This window comes from Paracoccus sp. S3-43, from assembly GCF_029027965.1.
Taxonomy (GTDB): Bacteria; Pseudomonadota; Alphaproteobacteria; order Rhodobacterales; family Rhodobacteraceae; genus Paracoccus.
This window is the reverse complement of sequence record NZ_CP119082.1, coordinates 1,037,761-1,052,923: the sequence shown is the minus strand read 5'-3', so window position 1 is coordinate 1,052,923 and position 15,163 is coordinate 1,037,761. Positions and strand designations below refer to the sequence as shown.

Annotated in this window: 15 protein-coding genes and 1 other RNA gene; 9 read left to right on the top strand and 7 right to left on the bottom strand. The window is 66.6% G+C overall.

The window, feature by feature from the left end:
- Positions 1-9 precede the first annotated feature (9 nt).
- Both PXD02_RS05420 and cysS read right to left on the bottom strand, forming a co-directional pair.
- On the bottom strand, positions 10-789 hold the full coding sequence (locus PXD02_RS05420) for a squalene/phytoene synthase family protein (protein ID WP_275105890.1): 780 nt from the start codon (positions 787-789) through the stop codon (positions 10-12).
- Positions 786-2,204 carry a cysteine--tRNA ligase gene (gene cysS, locus PXD02_RS05415; RefSeq protein ID WP_275105889.1) on the bottom strand — a complete coding sequence of 473 codons (1,419 nt, stop codon included), beginning with the start codon at positions 2,202-2,204 and terminating at the stop codon, positions 786-788. The genes PXD02_RS05420 and cysS overlap by 4 nt, the downstream gene beginning before the upstream one ends.
- Between cysS and PXD02_RS05410 the strand changes: the two genes are divergently transcribed.
- On the top strand, positions 2,203-2,403 hold the full coding sequence (locus PXD02_RS05410; RefSeq protein ID WP_275105888.1) for a hypothetical protein: 201 nt from the start codon (positions 2,203-2,205) through the stop codon (positions 2,401-2,403). The genes cysS and PXD02_RS05410 overlap by 2 nt on opposite strands.
- Here PXD02_RS05410 and PXD02_RS05405 read toward each other — a convergent pair.
- The 5 genes from PXD02_RS05405 to PXD02_RS05385 all read right to left on the bottom strand — a co-directional run bounded on the left by PXD02_RS05405 (position 2,394) and on the right by PXD02_RS05385 (position 8,791).
- Complete coding sequence (locus tag PXD02_RS05405; protein ID WP_275105887.1) at positions 2,394-3,992, bottom strand: ABC transporter ATP-binding protein; 1,599 nt, start codon at positions 3,990-3,992, stop codon at positions 2,394-2,396. The genes PXD02_RS05410 and PXD02_RS05405 overlap by 10 nt on opposite strands.
- Positions 3,989-5,092, bottom strand: a complete 1,104-nt coding sequence (locus PXD02_RS05400) for an ABC transporter permease (protein WP_275105886.1) — start codon at positions 5,090-5,092, stop codon at positions 3,989-3,991. Before PXD02_RS05400 ends, PXD02_RS05405 begins: the two co-directional genes overlap by 4 nt.
- A complete protein-coding gene (locus tag PXD02_RS05395; RefSeq protein ID WP_275105885.1) occupies positions 5,092-6,165 on the bottom strand; it encodes a microcin C ABC transporter permease YejB in 1,074 nt (357 codons plus the stop codon). Before PXD02_RS05395 ends, PXD02_RS05400 begins: the two co-directional genes overlap by 1 nt.
- A 94-nt stretch (positions 6,166-6,259) precedes the next feature.
- The gene (locus PXD02_RS05390; RefSeq protein WP_275105884.1) at positions 6,260-8,119 is read right to left on the bottom strand and encodes an extracellular solute-binding protein; all 1,860 of its coding nucleotides are present in this window, start codon (positions 8,117-8,119) and stop codon (positions 6,260-6,262) included.
- A gap of 135 nt (positions 8,120-8,254) precedes the next feature.
- Positions 8,255-8,791, bottom strand: coding sequence for a c-type cytochrome (locus PXD02_RS05385; RefSeq protein ID WP_275106363.1), 537 nt, complete (start codon positions 8,789-8,791; stop codon positions 8,255-8,257).
- A gap of 115 nt (positions 8,792-8,906) precedes the next feature.
- On the opposite strand from PXD02_RS05385, the gene PXD02_RS05380 reads away from it, so the two are divergent.
- The 8 genes from PXD02_RS05380 (at position 8,907) to PXD02_RS05345 (ending at position 15,156) form a co-directional block, all read left to right on the top strand.
- The gene (locus PXD02_RS05380) at positions 8,907-9,764 is read left to right on the top strand and encodes a prephenate dehydratase (RefSeq protein ID WP_275105883.1); all 858 of its coding nucleotides are present in this window, start codon (positions 8,907-8,909) and stop codon (positions 9,762-9,764) included.
- A 204-nt stretch (positions 9,765-9,968) separates the two neighbouring features.
- A complete protein-coding gene (locus PXD02_RS05375; RefSeq protein ID WP_275105882.1) occupies positions 9,969-11,822 on the top strand; it encodes a bifunctional 2',3'-cyclic-nucleotide 2'-phosphodiesterase/3'-nucleotidase in 1,854 nt (617 codons plus the stop codon).
- A 39-nt stretch (positions 11,823-11,861) separates the two neighbouring features.
- Positions 11,862-11,958, top strand: an RNA gene (ffs, locus tag PXD02_RS05370) — signal recognition particle sRNA small type.
- A 173-nt stretch (positions 11,959-12,131) separates the two neighbouring features.
- Positions 12,132-13,664, top strand: a complete 1,533-nt coding sequence (locus tag PXD02_RS05365) for an acyl-CoA carboxylase subunit beta (RefSeq protein ID WP_275105881.1) — start codon at positions 12,132-12,134, stop codon at positions 13,662-13,664.
- A 198-nt stretch (positions 13,665-13,862) separates the two neighbouring features.
- Positions 13,863-14,009 (top strand): hypothetical protein, encoded by a 147-nt coding sequence (locus PXD02_RS05360; RefSeq protein ID WP_275105880.1) that lies wholly within the window; start codon positions 13,863-13,865, stop codon positions 14,007-14,009.
- Between the two features lie 81 nt (positions 14,010-14,090).
- On the top strand, positions 14,091-14,510 hold the full coding sequence (locus PXD02_RS05355) for a hypothetical protein (protein WP_275105879.1): 420 nt from the start codon (positions 14,091-14,093) through the stop codon (positions 14,508-14,510).
- Positions 14,511-14,640: 130 nt separating this feature from the next.
- On the top strand, positions 14,641-14,886 hold the full coding sequence (locus PXD02_RS05350; RefSeq protein WP_275105878.1) for a hypothetical protein: 246 nt from the start codon (positions 14,641-14,643) through the stop codon (positions 14,884-14,886).
- A 57-nt stretch (positions 14,887-14,943) separates the two neighbouring features.
- Positions 14,944-15,156 (top strand): hypothetical protein, encoded by a 213-nt coding sequence (locus PXD02_RS05345; protein WP_275105877.1) that lies wholly within the window; start codon positions 14,944-14,946, stop codon positions 15,154-15,156.
- Positions 15,157-15,163 lie beyond the last annotated feature (7 nt).

Below are 15,163 nucleotides of genomic sequence, written 5' to 3'. Positions count from 1 at the left end.
CGGCGAATTTTATCCGCTCCGCCGCCGCCAGCGGCCGGTCAGCGCCAGCCAGGCCAAAGAAGATCGGCGTTGAAACGGCGTGATGTCAGTATCTTGCTTGAAGAAATTGATGTCGCCTCGACGAACCGACGCCAGGAACGGCAGGACGCGCGGGCCGGGATATAGCGCCGCCGCTGCCCGCTTTGGCAGCATGGCCCGCGACCGGGCTGCGCGGGCCAGGGCGTCGCGCGCCATGCCCGCCAAGGCGGCAGTCTCTGCGGTGTTTTCGGCGGCCAGTCCCAGGCCGATGGGCTGCAACCGGGGCAGCGCGCGCAGCCAGGCGGCCAGCCCCGCCCCCAGGCCCTGATCGGCGGCCACATCCAGCGCCGCGCCCTGCGCGCCCAGCCGTCCGGCAGCCCCGGCCATCAGCCGTCCCGCCGTATCCGCGACATAGGCCGCGACGGCATCGGCGCTGTCGAAGGGCTGTCTTTCGCAGTCGCGGCGGCGCGCCTCGGCCAGCGGCGCCAGCCGTCCGGCGTCGGCTCCCCAGGCGTCCCACAGCGGCGTCAGCACATCGTGCAGCGGCGGCGGCCTGCCCGCCCCCATCCCCTCCAGCCGGTCGATCCACCATTGCAGCCGCATCTCGGCCAGCATGGGTTCCGCCGACTGGAACGGCGCCCGCGCGATTTCGAGGTTCAGCGCGTAAAGCGTTATCAAAGCGGGACGATCCTGCGGCGCGGCGACCAGCGTCGCGCCGAAGCGGTCGGGATCCTGCGTCCGCACCAGTTCGGTGCAGGCGACAAGCGTCACGTCAGCAGCCGCTCGGCGATGCAGGCGACATCCTTCTGGACCGTGGTGGGGCGGACCAGCAGTTCGATCCCCGCCTTGGACATGCGCACCTCCAGCCCGGCGGCGGTCAGGTCGGACTTGGCCCGGTCCAGATGCGAGAAATCCTTGCTGTCCCTCGCCTGGGCGCGGATCGCGGCCAGCCGGTCCTGCAAGGCGGCCAGGATCTGGTCGAAATCCCTGTAATCCGACTGGCTGTCGAGCGCCTGATAATCCTTGTGCATCCAGCCGTCGTCGCCCGCCTGCAACAGCCCGATGAACCGGGCCGAGGCCAGCAGCGTGGCCGGGTCGTCCTTCAGCCGGTGCAGCACGGCGATGGCGCCGGGGGTGTTCAGGTCGTTGGCGATGGCCTCGACCACCTCGGGGTGCGGCGCGGCGGCGGGATCCACGTCCTTGGTCAGCAGCCGCCATTGCCACAGGATGTCGCGCGCCTCGTCGGCCTTGGCCTGGGTCCAGTCCATCGGCTTGCGGTAATGGGTGGACAGCAGGACATAGCGGATCACCTCGCCGGCGATGCGGCGGTCCAGCAGGTCGCGGACGGTGAAGAAGTTGCCCAGGCTCTTGGACATCTTCTTGCCCTCGACCTGCAACATCTCGTTATGCAGCCAGACATTGGCGAAACCGGCCCCCGGATGGGCGCAGCAGCTTTGCGCGACCTCGTTCTCGTGATGCGGGAATTGCAGGTCGATGCCGCCGCCGTGGATGTCGAAGCTGGGCCCCAGCAGCGCCTCGGACATGGCCGAGCATTCGATATGCCAGCCCGGACGGCCCCGGCCCCAGGGGCTGTCCCAGCCGGGCTGATCGGGATCGGACGGCTTCCACAGCACGAAATCCAGCGGATCGCGCTTGAAGGGCGCCACCTCGACCCGCGCGCCCGCGATCATGTCGTCGACCGACCGGCCCGACAGGCGGCCGTATTCGGGAAAGGAGCGCACGTCGAACAGGACATGGCCTTCGGCGGCATAGGCGTTGCCGCGCGCGACCAGGGTTTCGATCATCGCGACCATCTGCACGATATATTCGGTCGCGCGCGGCTCGTGATCGGGACGGTCGGCGCCAAGCGCGTCCATGTCCTCGTGATACCAGGCCACCGTTTGCTCGGTGATCTCGCGGATGGTGCGGCCGGTGGCGGCGGCGCGGGCGTTGATCTTGTCGTCCACATCGGTGAAGTTGCGCACATAGGTGACGTGATCCGCGCCATAGACATGGCGCAGCAGCCGCACCAGCACGTCGAAGACCAGCACCGGCCGGGCATTGCCCAGATGCGCGCGGTCATAGACGGTCGGTCCGCACAGATACAGGCGCACGTTCCGCGGATCCAGCGGCGTGAAGGGCTGCTTGGCTCGGGTGCGGGTATTCGTCAGCCGGATGTCGACCATGATGCGCCTTTCTTCCAACGCTGCGGGCTTAGCCCATCGGCGAGCGGCTTTCCACCCATTCGATCTGGCGCGGCAGGCTGTGGCGATGCAGGTCACAGCCGCCCAGGATGGTCGCCCGCAAGGCCCCGAATCAGTGGGCTGGGGCCAGATGCGGCTGGCCGGGGAAATTCCGGTGGACGAACAGGATCTTCATCGGTGATGGTCGCGGAACGCCGCCGCCAGCAGCGCGCGGGTGTAATCCTGCTGCGGCGCGTCGAAGATCTCGGCGGTCGTGCCCTGCTCGACCACCTCGCCCGCGCGCATGACCATGATCTTGTGCGACATGGCGCGGACCACGCGCAGGTCGTGGCTGATGAACAGGAAGGCCAGCCCGTATTTCCGCTGCAAGCCGCGCAGCAGCCCGACGATCTGCACCTGCACCGTCATGTCGAGCGCGCTTGTCGGTTCGTCCAGGACCACCACCTTGGGGCGCAGGATCATGGCGCGGGCTATGGCGATGCGCTGGCGCTGGCCGCCGGAAAATTCGTGCGGATAGCGGTGCATGGTGTCGGGGTTCAGCCCGACCTCGGCCATGATCTCGGCGACCATCCGGCGGCGGTCGCGGCCTTTCTCGACGCCGTGGACAGTCAGGCCCTCGGCGATGATCTGTTCCACGGTCATGCGCGGCGAGAGGCTGCCAAAGGGATCCTGGAAGACGATCTGCATGTCGCGGCGCAGCCTTCGCAACTGGCGCGACTGCCAGCGGGAAATGTCCTGGCCCAGGAACAGGATCGGACCGTCGCTGTCGATCAGCCGCATGATGGCCAGCGCCAGCGTGGTCTTGCCGCTGCCCGATTCGCCGACGATGCCCAACGTTTCCCCGGCCCGCACGGTCAGCGTGGCGCCATCCACCGCCTTCACATGACCCACGGTCCTGCGCAGCAGCCCCCGCTGGATCGGAAACCAGACCTTCAGGTCGCGCGTCTCGACCATCGTCTCGGCGCCCTCGGGCACGGGATCGGCAAGGCCGGTCGGCTCGGCCGCCAGCAGCTTGCGGGTATAGTCGTGCTGCGGATTGGCGAAGATCGCCTCGACCGGGCCTTGTTCCACGATCTCGCCGTCCTTCATCACGCAGACGCGGTCGGCAATGCGGCGCACGATGCCCAGGTCGTGGCTGATGAACAGCATCGACAGCCCCTCGTCTGCCTTGAGTTCCGCCAGCAGGTCCAGGATCTGCGCCTGGATCGTCACGTCCAGCGCGGTGGTGGGTTCATCCGCGATCAGCAGTTCCGGGCCGTTGGCCAGCGCCATGGCGATCATCACCCGCTGCCGCTGCCCGCCGGAGAGCTGGTGCGGATAATCCGCCAGCCGCGATTCGGGGTCGCGGATGCCCACGCGGGTCAGCAGGTCCACGATCCGCGCCCGCGCCCGCGCGCCGGTCAGGCCCTGGTGCAGCGCCAGGCTTTCGCCCAGCTGCTTTTCCAGCGTGTGCAGCGGGTTCAAGGAGGTCATCGGTTCCTGGAAGATGAAGCTGATGTCGTCGCCACGAATGTCGCGCAGCACACTGGCCGGGGCGTCGACCATCTCTCGGCCCGCATATTTCACCGACCCCTCGATGACGGCGGAATCGCCCAGCAGGCGCACGGTGGACAGCGCCGTGACCGACTTTCCCGATCCGGATTCGCCGACCAGGGCGACCGTCTCGCCCTTGCCGATCTGGAAGCTGACGCCCTTGACGGCGGGCACGATCCGGCCCTCCTGGCGGAAGCTGATGCGCAGGTCTTGGACCGACAGGACGGCTTCGGTCATTTGAAGGTCTTTCGGGGATCGAAGGCATCGCGCACGCCTTCGAAGATGAAGACCAGCAGCGACAGCATGATGGCGAAGGTGAAGAAGGCCGTGAAGGCCAGCCAGGGCGCTTGCAGGTTCTGCTTGGCCTGAAGCGCCAGTTCCCCCAGCGAGGGCGCGGATGCGGGCAGGCCGTAGCCCAGGTAATCCAGCGCCGCCAGCCCGCTGATCGTGCCGGTGACGACGAAGGGCAGCATGGTCAGCGTGGCGACCATGGCATTGGGCAGGATATGGCGGAACATGATGGTGCGATCGCCGACCCCCAGGGCGCGGGCGGCGCGGACATATTCGAAGTTCCGCGCCCGCAGGAATTCGGCCCGCACCACGCCCACAAGCGCGGGCCAGCCGAACAGGATCGTCACGAAGACCAGCAGCCAGAAGCTTCGCCCCAGGATCGCGAACAGGATGATGATGACGTAAAGCGACGGCGTGGACGCCCAGATCTCCAGCACCCGCTGAAACACCAGATCGGTGCGCCCGCCGAAATAGCCCTGGATCGCCCCCGCCGCGATGCCGACGATGGACGCCACCACCGTCACGATCAGCGTGAACAGGATCGAGATGCGGAAGCCGTAGATCACCCGCGCCAGCACGTCGCGCGCGGTGTCGTCGGTGCCCAGCCAATGCGTGGCGTCCGGGGCGCTTGGGGCGCTGCCCACGTTGTTGATGGTGGAATAGTGGAACGGGATCGGCGGCCAGATCATCCAGCCCTGCTGGTCCCTCGGGATGTCGCTGGTGCCCGCGTCCACGGCGGCGATCAGATCCTCGGGCGTGTCCCAGCAGTCCTGGCTGCCGCCGGTGACGATCAGGCATTGCACGGCCTCGTCGCGATAGATCGCCTCGGTCCCGAAATCGCCGCCGAAGGCGGTTTCGGGATAAAAGCGATAGGCGGGGAAATACAGTTCCCCGCGATAGCTGGCGACGATGGGCTTGTCGTTGGCGACGATCTCGGCGCACATCGCCAGCACGAACAGCACCGAGAAGATCACCAGCGACCAGAAGGCCCGGCCGTTGCGGCGAAAGTTGCGCCAGCGGCGGCGGTTGAGTTCCGACAGCGCCATCAGCCGGCCCTCGATTCGAAGTCGATGCGCGGATCGACAAAGACATACATCATGTCCGACAGGATCCCCACCACCAGGCTGAGAAGGCCGAAGACGTAAAGCGTGCCGAAGATCACCGGATAGTCGCGCTGCACCGCCGCCTCGAACCCCAGGCGGCCCAGACCGTCCAGCGAGAACACCGTCTCGATCAGGATGCTGGCGCCGAAGAACACGCCCAGGAATACGGCGGGAAAGCCCGCGATCACGATCAGCATGGCGTTGCGGAAGACATGGCCGTAAAGGACGCGCCCCTCGGTCAGGCCCTTGGCGCGGGCGGTCATCACGTATTGCTTGTTGATCTCGTCCAGGAAGCTGTTCTTGGTCAGCAGGGTCAGCGTGGCAAAGCTGGAAATGGTCGAGGCGACGACCGGCAGCGTGGCGTGCCAGGCATAGTCCTTGATCTTGCCCCACAGGGAAAGCTCCGCGAAATTGTCGCTGGTCAGGCCTCGCAGCGGGAAGATCTGCCAATAGCTGCCGCCCGCGAACAGCACCATCAGCAGCACCGCGAACAGGAAGGCCGGGATCGCATAGGCCATGATGATGACGGCCGAGGTCCAGGTGTCGAAGCGCGTCCCGTCCCGCATCGCCTTGCGGATTCCCAGCGGGATCGAGATCAGATAGGCCAGAAGCGTCGACCACAGCCCCAGCGTGATCGACACCGGCATCTTTTCCACCACCAGGTCGATGACGCTGATCGAGCGGAACCAACTGGTGCCGAAATCGAAGGTCAGGTAATTGCCCATCATCGACAGGAACCGCTGCAAGGGCGGCTTGTCGAAGCCGAACTCTTTCTCAAGCTGGGCGATGAATTCGGGCGGCAGGCCCCGCGCGCCCTCGTATCCCTCGACCGCGCCGGTATCGGCGCCGGATGCGCCCGAGATATTGCTGAAGGCGTCGCCCGACCCCTGGACCTGCGCGGCGATCTGTTCGATGGGACCACCGGGGACGAATTGCGTCAGGGTGAAGTTCACCACCATGATCCCGATCAGCGTCGGGATGATCAGCAGCAACCGCCGCAGGATATAGGCGCCCATCGGATCGACCTTGCCCCTTGCGGGCCTTTGCGGCCCCGTCCTTGTTGTCCCGCCCTTGTGGGTCGGGACCGGCTGGAAATCAAGTGCGGCCCGATCAGCGGATCGCGCCCTTGGCTTTCAGCTCGGCCTCGCGCGCGGTATCGGCCCACCAGAAATCCAGCGTGCCGAGCGCATAGGGCGGCATGGCTTCGGGATGGCGATAGATGTCGTAATAGGCCAGCGTGTATTCCGCCTTGAACCATTTCGGCACCCAGAAGCGCAGGCTGCGCAGCGCCCGGTCAAGCGCGTTGATGGCGACGATATTGTCTTCCTGCGTGGTGGCCTGCTGGCCGATTTCCAGCAGCCTGTCGATGGCCGGATTCGCCAGGCCCATCGGGTTGAACACGTCGTCCTTGTCCTCGGACCCGAAGACCTGGCTCGCATAGCCGCCGATGGCATAGGCCTGACCCAGGCTGTCCTCGACCATGTCGAAGTCCTTGGATCGGGTGCGAAGCTCCATCTCGGCATTGTCGACGCGGCGGTTGACGGCGTCGATGCCGATGGCGCGCAGGTTCTGGATGAAGGGGTTGATGATCCGGTCGTTGCCCACGTCGTCGTTCAGGATCTCGACCGTCAGGGTCTGGCCCTCGGCGTTGCGGCGCATCCCGTCGCTTCCCACGGTCCAGCCCGCTTCGTCCAGCAGGGCCACGGCGCGGCGCATGTTCCGGCGGTCGAGCTGGCGTTCGCCCGATACCGGCTGGACCACCGCGTCGTCGGTCAGGATGCCGTCCGGCAGATCGCCCGCGATGGGCTCCAGAAGCGCGGCCTCGGCGGGCGACGGGGGGCCGTCGGCGCCGAATTCGCTGTTGTCCCAGAAGGAATTGACACGGGTTTCCAGACCATACAGCAGCGTCTGGTTGGTCCATTCGAAATTGAACATCAGCCCGATCGCCTCGCGCACGCGGATGTCCTGGAACTTCGCGCGCCGCAGGTTGAAGACCCAGCCGTCGCCGCTGGCGATCTGCCCGTCGGGCAGCGTCTCGCGCACCACCACCCCCGAGGCGAGCGCCGGGAAATCATAGCGCGTCGACCAGTGCATCGACGAGGTTTCGTTGCGGAACGTGTATTCACCCGCCTTGAACGCCTCGAACGCGCTGTCGAAATCGCCGAACATTTCATAGCGGATACGGTCGAAGTTGAAGCGGCCCTTGTTGATAGGCAGATCCTTGCCCCAGTAATCGGGGTTGCGCTTGACGACCATGGTGCGGCCCATGTCGGCGCGGTCGAACAGATAGGGGCCGGAACCGATGAAGGGCGTATTGCTGCTTTGTTCCAGATCGCGCTTGTTCTCCTCGAAATCCTTTTTCGAGAAGACGATCTGGTTGCCCATCTGGGAAATCACGTCGCGGCGGGGATAGCCTTCGGCGAAGGTGAACTTGATGCGGTGATCGTCCAGCACCTCGGCCTTGGCGATCATCTGCTTCATGCCAACGCGGAAGGACGACAGGCCCTTGTCGCGCAGGGTTTCAAAGCTGAACAGCACGTCATGGGCGGTCAGGGGGGTTCCGTCGCTGAACCTCGCCTCGGGGCGCAGGTTGAAGATCACCCAATCCTTGCTTTCGGGATATTCCAGCGTTTCGCACAGCAGGCAGTAATCCACGCCCAGCTCATCGGCCGGGCTGTCCATCAGCCACTCCAACTGGATGATCGACAGGGCAATGGCGCGGCCCCGGTGGGTAAAGGGGTTGAAGCTGTCAAAGCCGCCGACCGCGCCGAAGGAAATCTCGCCCCCCTTGGGCGCATCGGGGTTCACATAGGGGTAATGCGGGAAATCGGCGGGCAGCGCCGGATCGCCGAACAGGGCGATGGCGTGGGTCTTGATAACCGTCCCCTCCCCTTCGGCCGGTGCGTCTTGCGACAGGGCGGCGGCAGCCGGGGCAAGAGCAAGGACGGCGATCAGGGCAAGGCGGCGCATCGGCAATCTCCGGTCAAGGCGTGTGCTGCACGCTAGGCAGCGCCGGGGGCGCGATCAAGCCGCGATTTCGTGAGGGGCTGCAACGAAAAAGGGCGCATCCGAAAATGCGCCCTTCCAGCCGGTTCCATGCAAGCCTTACTGCTGGGATTGCAGATAGGTGATGATGTCGGCGCGGTCCTGCGGATCCTTGAGGCCCGCGAAGGACATCTTGGTGCCCGACACGACGCCCTTGGGGTTGGCCAGGAATTCCTGCAACGCCTCGGGCGTCCATTCGGGCGCCTCGGCGGCGTGTTCCACCATGGCGGGCGAATAGCTGAAGCCGCTGATCGAGGCGACCGGGCGGCCCACGACGCCGTTCAGGTGCGGGCCGACGCCATCGGTGCCGTCCAGCTTGTGGCAGGCCTTGCACTTGCCGAAATCCTTTTCGCCCGCGGCGGCATCGGCCGAGGCCAGCAGGGCGGCAAAGTCGATGGTCTCCTCGGCCGCTTCCTCGCCGCCCGCCGCTTCCTCGACCGGGATGGTATAGGCCTGCGCGTGCTCCTCGCCCTCGCCGCCGTGGCCGGCGGCGCCGACGTGATACAGGCCGCTTGCCGCCCAGTTGGCCAGCATCAGAAACAGCAGCGCGCCGATCAGCGCGCCTGCGGCCTTGGTCACGGTCATGGTGTTGAACATCGCGTGCGATCCCCGCATTGGTAAGCTCGTCAATTCGACGGGTATCTATCCGCTTTCTCTTTGAGGGATCAAGGTATAGTTACCGCGCCACCAGTCAAAATTCGGACAGCGGCCCATGACGACCCCCACCAACCGCATCGCCTTCCAGGGCGAACCCGGCGCCTACAGCCACGAGGCCTGCCGCAAGGCCCGCCCCGACATGCAGGCGCTGCCCTGCCGCACCTTCGAGGACGTGATCGAGGCGGTGCGCAGCCAGCAGGCCGACCTGGCGATGCTGCCGGTGGAAAATTCCACCTATGGCCGGGTGGCCGACATCCATCACCTGCTGCCCGAATCCGGCCTGCACATCATCGAGGAAGCCTTCGTCCGCGTCCATATCAGCCTGCTGGCGGTTCCCGGCACGCCGCTGTCCGAGGTGCGCGAGGCGATGAGCCACACGGTGCTTCTGGGCCAGTGCCGGGGCTTCATGCGCCGCCACGGCATCCGCGCCGTGACCGGGGCCGACACCGCCGGATCCGCGAAAGAGGTGGCGTCCCGCGGCAATCCGTCGCTGGCGGCGCTGGCCTCGCCCCTGGCGGGCGAGATCTATGGCCTGGAGCGCCTTGCCGACCAGATCGAGGACCGGCAGAACAACACCACGCGCTTCCTGATCATGTCGCGCCAGCCCGATTACAGCCGCCGGTCCGACCGGATGCTGACCAGCTTCGTCTTCCGGGTCCGCAACATTCCCGCCGCGCTCTACAAGGCGATGGGCGGGTTCGCGACGAACGGCGTCAACATGACCAAGCTGGAGAGCTATATGGTCGACGGCGTGTTCACCGCGACGCAGTTCTATGCCGATGTGGAAGGCCATCCCGAGGATCCGGCCCTGCAACGCGCGCTTGAGGAACTGCGCTATTTCACCTCGTCGCTAGACATGCTGGGCGTCTATCCCGCCGACCCCTTGCGCGAGGCGCAGCTCCAGGACGCCTAGGCCGCGCGCAGGTCGTGTTCAACCGCAAGGACGGCGCCCTGCGGCGGCCCGCCGATCGCCTTCCGGCGACTGTGACGAATATGCTCTGACGGGGTCATTAATCCTCCGGGTTGACAATCCAGGGTTGAGAAGATGCACTCCGACCGGGTAAGTTCCGGTTTGGCGCGGATGACGTAGCGGTCTGTAGTCGGGGGTTTTTTTGTGATGCGGGACGCAACTGACGAGATCTGCGAACGTGATCGTCCTGCCGGTGCTGTCGACACCGTGGCCCTGCGGATCCTGGCCACCACCGACATGCACATGAAGCTGCTGCCCCACGATTACCTGGCCGACCGGCCCTGCGCACGCGGCAGCCTGGCGCAAATCGCCTCGCTGGTGGACCGGCACAGGGCGGCGGCGCGCAACACCCTGCTGCTCGACAACGGCGATTTCCTTCAGGGAACCCCCCTGGGCGATCAGGCGGCGCGGGCGGGCGCCAAGACCCATCCCGCCATCGCCGCCATGAACCTGATGGGCTATGACGCCGCCGCCATCGGCAATCACGACTTTGCCTTCGGGCTGGATGTGCTGCAATCGGCGGCGCGGCAGGCGCGGTTTCCCTTTCTGGCGGCCAACCTGCGGCTGCGGGGCCGGGCGGATTTTCCGGGCTTCGCGATTCTGGACAGGCCGGTCCTGACCGCCTCGGGACGCCGGGCGGTGCTGCGCATCGGCGTGGTGGGCTTTCTGCCGCCGCAGACGACCGCCTGGGACCGCGACCTGTCGCGGCAGATGGCCTGCGCCGACATCCTGGAGACCGCGCGCCGCGTCCTGCCCCGGATCCGCGCGGCGGGCGCCGATCTGGTCGTCGCCCTGGCCCATAGCGGGATTTCCGACCGCCCGGCCGGTCCCGGCGCGGAAAACGTCGCCGCCGAACTGGCCGCCCTGGACGGGGTGGACGTGATCGTCGCGGGCCACACGCACGAGGTGTTTCCACCTCCGAGCAGCGGGCCTGCGGACGCGACCCTGTCGGGCAAGCCCGCCGTGATGCCCGGTTTCGGCGGATCGCATCTGGGGGTGATCGACCTGTCGCTGACCCAGGATCCGGGAACGGGATGGCGCCTGTCCCATGCCGCCGCCCGGTGCGAGAGGGTGGCGCCCGACCAGCCGGCCGCGCCCGCCGTCCTGCGCGCGGTGGCGGCCACGCATCGGCTGACCCAGACCCACCTGCGCCGCCGCATCGGTCACAACGACCGCCGCATCAGCAGCTATTTCGCCCTGGTCGGGGTCGATCCCGCGCTGCGCCTGGTCAACATGGCGCAACGCTGGTTCGTGCGCAAAAGCCTGAAGGGCACGCGGCTGGACGGAGTCCCGGTCCTGTCCGCCGCGGCGCCCTTCCGGGCGGGGGGCCGGGGCGGGCCGGACCATTACACCGATGTCGCGCCGGGGCGGCTGCGGCTGGGCAATCTGACCGACATCTATTCCTTTCCGAACCGGATCTGCGCCCTGCTGGTCACCGGGGCGGACCTGCGCGGCTGGCTGGAGCGGTCGGCCAGCCTGTTCCGGCAGATCCGGCCGGGCTGCCCCGACCAGCCGCTGACCGATCCGGGCTTTCCGGCCTATCAGTTCGACGTCATCCAGGATGTCCGCTGGCGCATCGACCTGTCCCGGCCCCCCGCCTTCGCGCGCGACGGCCGCGCGACCGGCGGCGGCCGCGTGCGCGATCTGACCTGGCGCGGCGGCCCGCTGGGCGATGATGACCGTTTCGTGCTGGCGACCAATTCCTATCGCCTCGCGGCCTGCGGGCTGTTCGCGCCGCTGACGGCGGGAACGCCGGTGATCCTGCCGCCCGGACCGCAGACCCGCGACGTGATCCGCGATTACCTGCGCCAACGCCGCCGCCTGTCCATCGAGGCCGCCCCCGCCTGGCATTTCCTGCCGATGCCCGGAACCTCCGCCCTGTTCGAGACTGGACCCCAGGGCCTGCCGCTTCTGCCCGACATCGCCGCCTTTTGCGGCAGGCGCATGGAGCATGTAGGCCAATCCGATGGCGGCTTCGCGGTGATGCGCCTGCATCTTTGACGGTTGCATCGCGCGGCGCGGCGCACTATCTATCCGCTTGAGAGGTTGGCGCGGGCAGGCGCCTCGCCAACCCGGTCAGGTCCGGAAGGAAGCAGCCGTAACGAGCCCCGCTTGGGTCGTTGTCCAGCCTCTCACCCCTTCCCCCTCCGGTCCGAACGACAGCAGCGCGCCGCCCTTGCGCGCCGGTTGATTTGCAGGTTTTCAGTTTCCTGTTGGGACGCAAAACATAGTTTGCAAATTTTCTCGATTTTGCTTCCCCGCCCTGCCCCGCCTGACTAGGCTGCGGCGCAGCAAGCGGGAGGTGCTGCGATGAAGGACATTCTTCAGGAACTGGAAGACCGCAGGACGCAGGCCCGCCTGGGCGGCGGTCAGCGGCGGATCGACGCGCAGCACGCGCGGGGCAAGCTGACGGCGCGCGAACGCATCGAAATCCTGCTGGACGAGGGCAGCTTCGAGGAATTCGACATGTTCGTCACCCACCGATCGACCGATTTCGGGATGGAGGCCGACCGGCCCTATGGCGACGGCGTGGTGACCGGCTGGGGCACGATCAACGGCCGCATGGTCTATGTCTTTTCGCAGGACTTCACCGTCTTCGGCGGGTCGCTGTCGGAAACCCATGCCCAGAAGATCTGCAAGATCATGGACATGGCGATGCAGAACGGCGCGCCGGTGATTGGCTTGAACGATTCGGGCGGCGCGCGGATCCAGGAAGGCGTGGCCTCGCTGGCCGGTTATGCCGACGTGTTCCAGCGCAACATCATGGCCTCGGGCGTGGTGCCGCAGATCAGCGTCATCATGGGGCCTTGCGCGGGCGGCGCGGTCTATAGCCCGGCGATGACCGACTTCATCTTCATGGTGAAGGACACCTCTTACATGTTCGTGACCGGCCCGGACGTGGTCAAGACGGTGACGAACGAGGTCGTGACCGCCGAACAGCTTGGCGGCGCCTCGACCCACACCAGGAAATCCTCGGTCGCCGACGGCGCCTTCGAGAATGACGTGGAAGCCCTGACCGAAATCCGCCGCCTGTTCGACTTCCTGCCGCTGAACAACCGCGACAAGGCGCCGGTGCGCCCCTTCTTCGATGATCCCGCGCGGATCGAGGAGAGCCTGGACACGCTGATCCCCGACAACCCGAACCAGCCCTATGACATGAAAGAGCTGATCGTGAAGATCGCGGACGAGGGCGATTTCTACGAAATCCAGAAGGATTTCGCGGGCAACATCGTCGTGGGCTTCATCCGCATCGAAGGCCGCACGGTGGGCATTGTCGCCAACCAGCCGATGGTTCTGGCGGGGTGCCTGGACATCGACAGCTCGCGCAAGGCGGCGCGCTTCGTGCGCTTTTGCGACGCCTTCGAAATTCCGATCCTGACCTTCGTGGACGTGCCGGGCTTCCTGCCGGGCACGGGCCAGGAATATGGCGGCGTCATCAAGCACGGCGCCAAGCTGCTGTTCGCCTATGGCGAGGCGACGGTGCCGAAGGTCACGGTCATCACCCGCAAGGCCTATGGCGGCGCCTATGACGTCATGGCCTCCAAGCATCTGCGCGGCGATTTCAACTATGCCTGGCCCACGGCGGAAATCGCGGTGATGGGCGCCAAGGGCGCGGTCGAGATCCTGTATCGCAGCGAGTTGGGCGACAGCGACAAGATCGCCGCCCGGACCCGCGATTACGAAGGCCGCTTCGCCAATCCCTTCGTCGCCGCCGAAAAGGGCTTCATCGACGAGGTGATCCAGCCCCATTCGACCCGCAAGCGCATCGCCCGCGCCTTCGCCAGCCTGCGCGGCAAGCGGCTGCCGAATCCCTGGAAGAAGCACGACAACATTCCTTTGTAAGATGCTAACGGTGCTGCACAAACGCGTGAATGATGCAGGCTGGCCACAGGCTGCGGGACATTTGATCCCCGCCGCCCGCCCCGCCTGTCTGCGCCTGCCTGCCGCCGCTATCATGCCCTGCGGGGCGGTGCATGAAGACATCCCCCTGAACCCGAGCAGACGGGCGCGCCCGCGCCCGCTTTACAGGAGCATGACGACATGTCGAAGAAAATCATCCTCAGCCTCGTGCTGGTCTCGGCCTTTGCTGCGTGCCAGCGTCAGGCCCCCGAACCCGAAGTCTATGTGCCCACCGCCAACCCGGTCACGACCGAGCCGGTCTATCAGGGCAAATACGGCGCCAACTGAGCCGAACCGACTGTCATTGCGCGGGCGGTCCGGCTGCCCGCGCCTTTCCGGCCCGGCCCGCCCCGACAAAAGGGGCACATCATGCTGAAACACCGGGGCTTTCCGGGACGCCTTCCCGGCACCGATTTCCAGTTCGTCATCCGCCGCGAGAACCGCAAGAAGGGCGCGACGCCGATCACCCGGCGCGAACGCTTCCGCGACCGCAAACCCGCCGACCACCGCGCCGATGCCGGTTTCCTGGCGGCGCTGATCGCCCATTTCGGCGACGAACCCTTCCTTCGCGGCAACCTGGACGCGGGCCGCCTGGGCTGGCTGATCGGGCGCGAGGTCAAGCCGGTCGGCGCCTTCGATCCCGCCGATTACGACCAGCTGCTGCAAGTCGACATGGCCGCCGCCGAGGCGTCCTTCCCCGAACTGTTCGCCCAGGACAGCCCGCCCGATTTCGGCTGGGACGACGACGATTGGGACGACGGCGACGACGACCTTCCGGCGGACCGCTGAGAATGCGCAATTTGCTGCCTAGGGCCTTGAAGTCACACCCATGTCAGTTTGACCTCGCGCCCGGCTGTGCGATAGTCGGTCACCATCCTTCAACGGTCGGTCATCCGGCCCATTATACAGGCAAATCTTCATGCAGACTTCGCTGTTCACCCGTGTCGCCGCTGGCGCTTTCGTTCTTCTGGGCCTGGCGGCCTGCGACCAAGGCTATGGCACCGCGACCGGCCTGTCGCCCGACGCGCAGCGCGCCGCGGGCGGCGCTGTCGCCGGTGCGGTCATCGCCAAGGCCCTGGATGAGGATCTGGCAACCGGCGCGGCCGTCGGCGCCGTCGGCGGCGCGCTGTGCGACGACGCCGGCGTCTGTCAGCGTCGTTACTGAACCTGGCTGGCTGGGCGGGCGTTCCCGTCCAGCCGATCACCTCACAGGAAGACAGACATGTCCAAGTTCCTTGCCATTGCCGCCCTTCTCGGCGCAACCGCCGTTGCGGGCTGCACCCAGGGCATCAACCCGACCGACACCGACCGCGCACTTATCGGCGCGGGCGTCGGCGCGACCGTTGCCAGCGTCGGCGGCCACAACGTCGTCAAGGGTGCCGCCATCGGCGGCGCAGCCGGTGCGCTGTGCAACGACGTGCGGCTTTGCCAATAGCACGCTG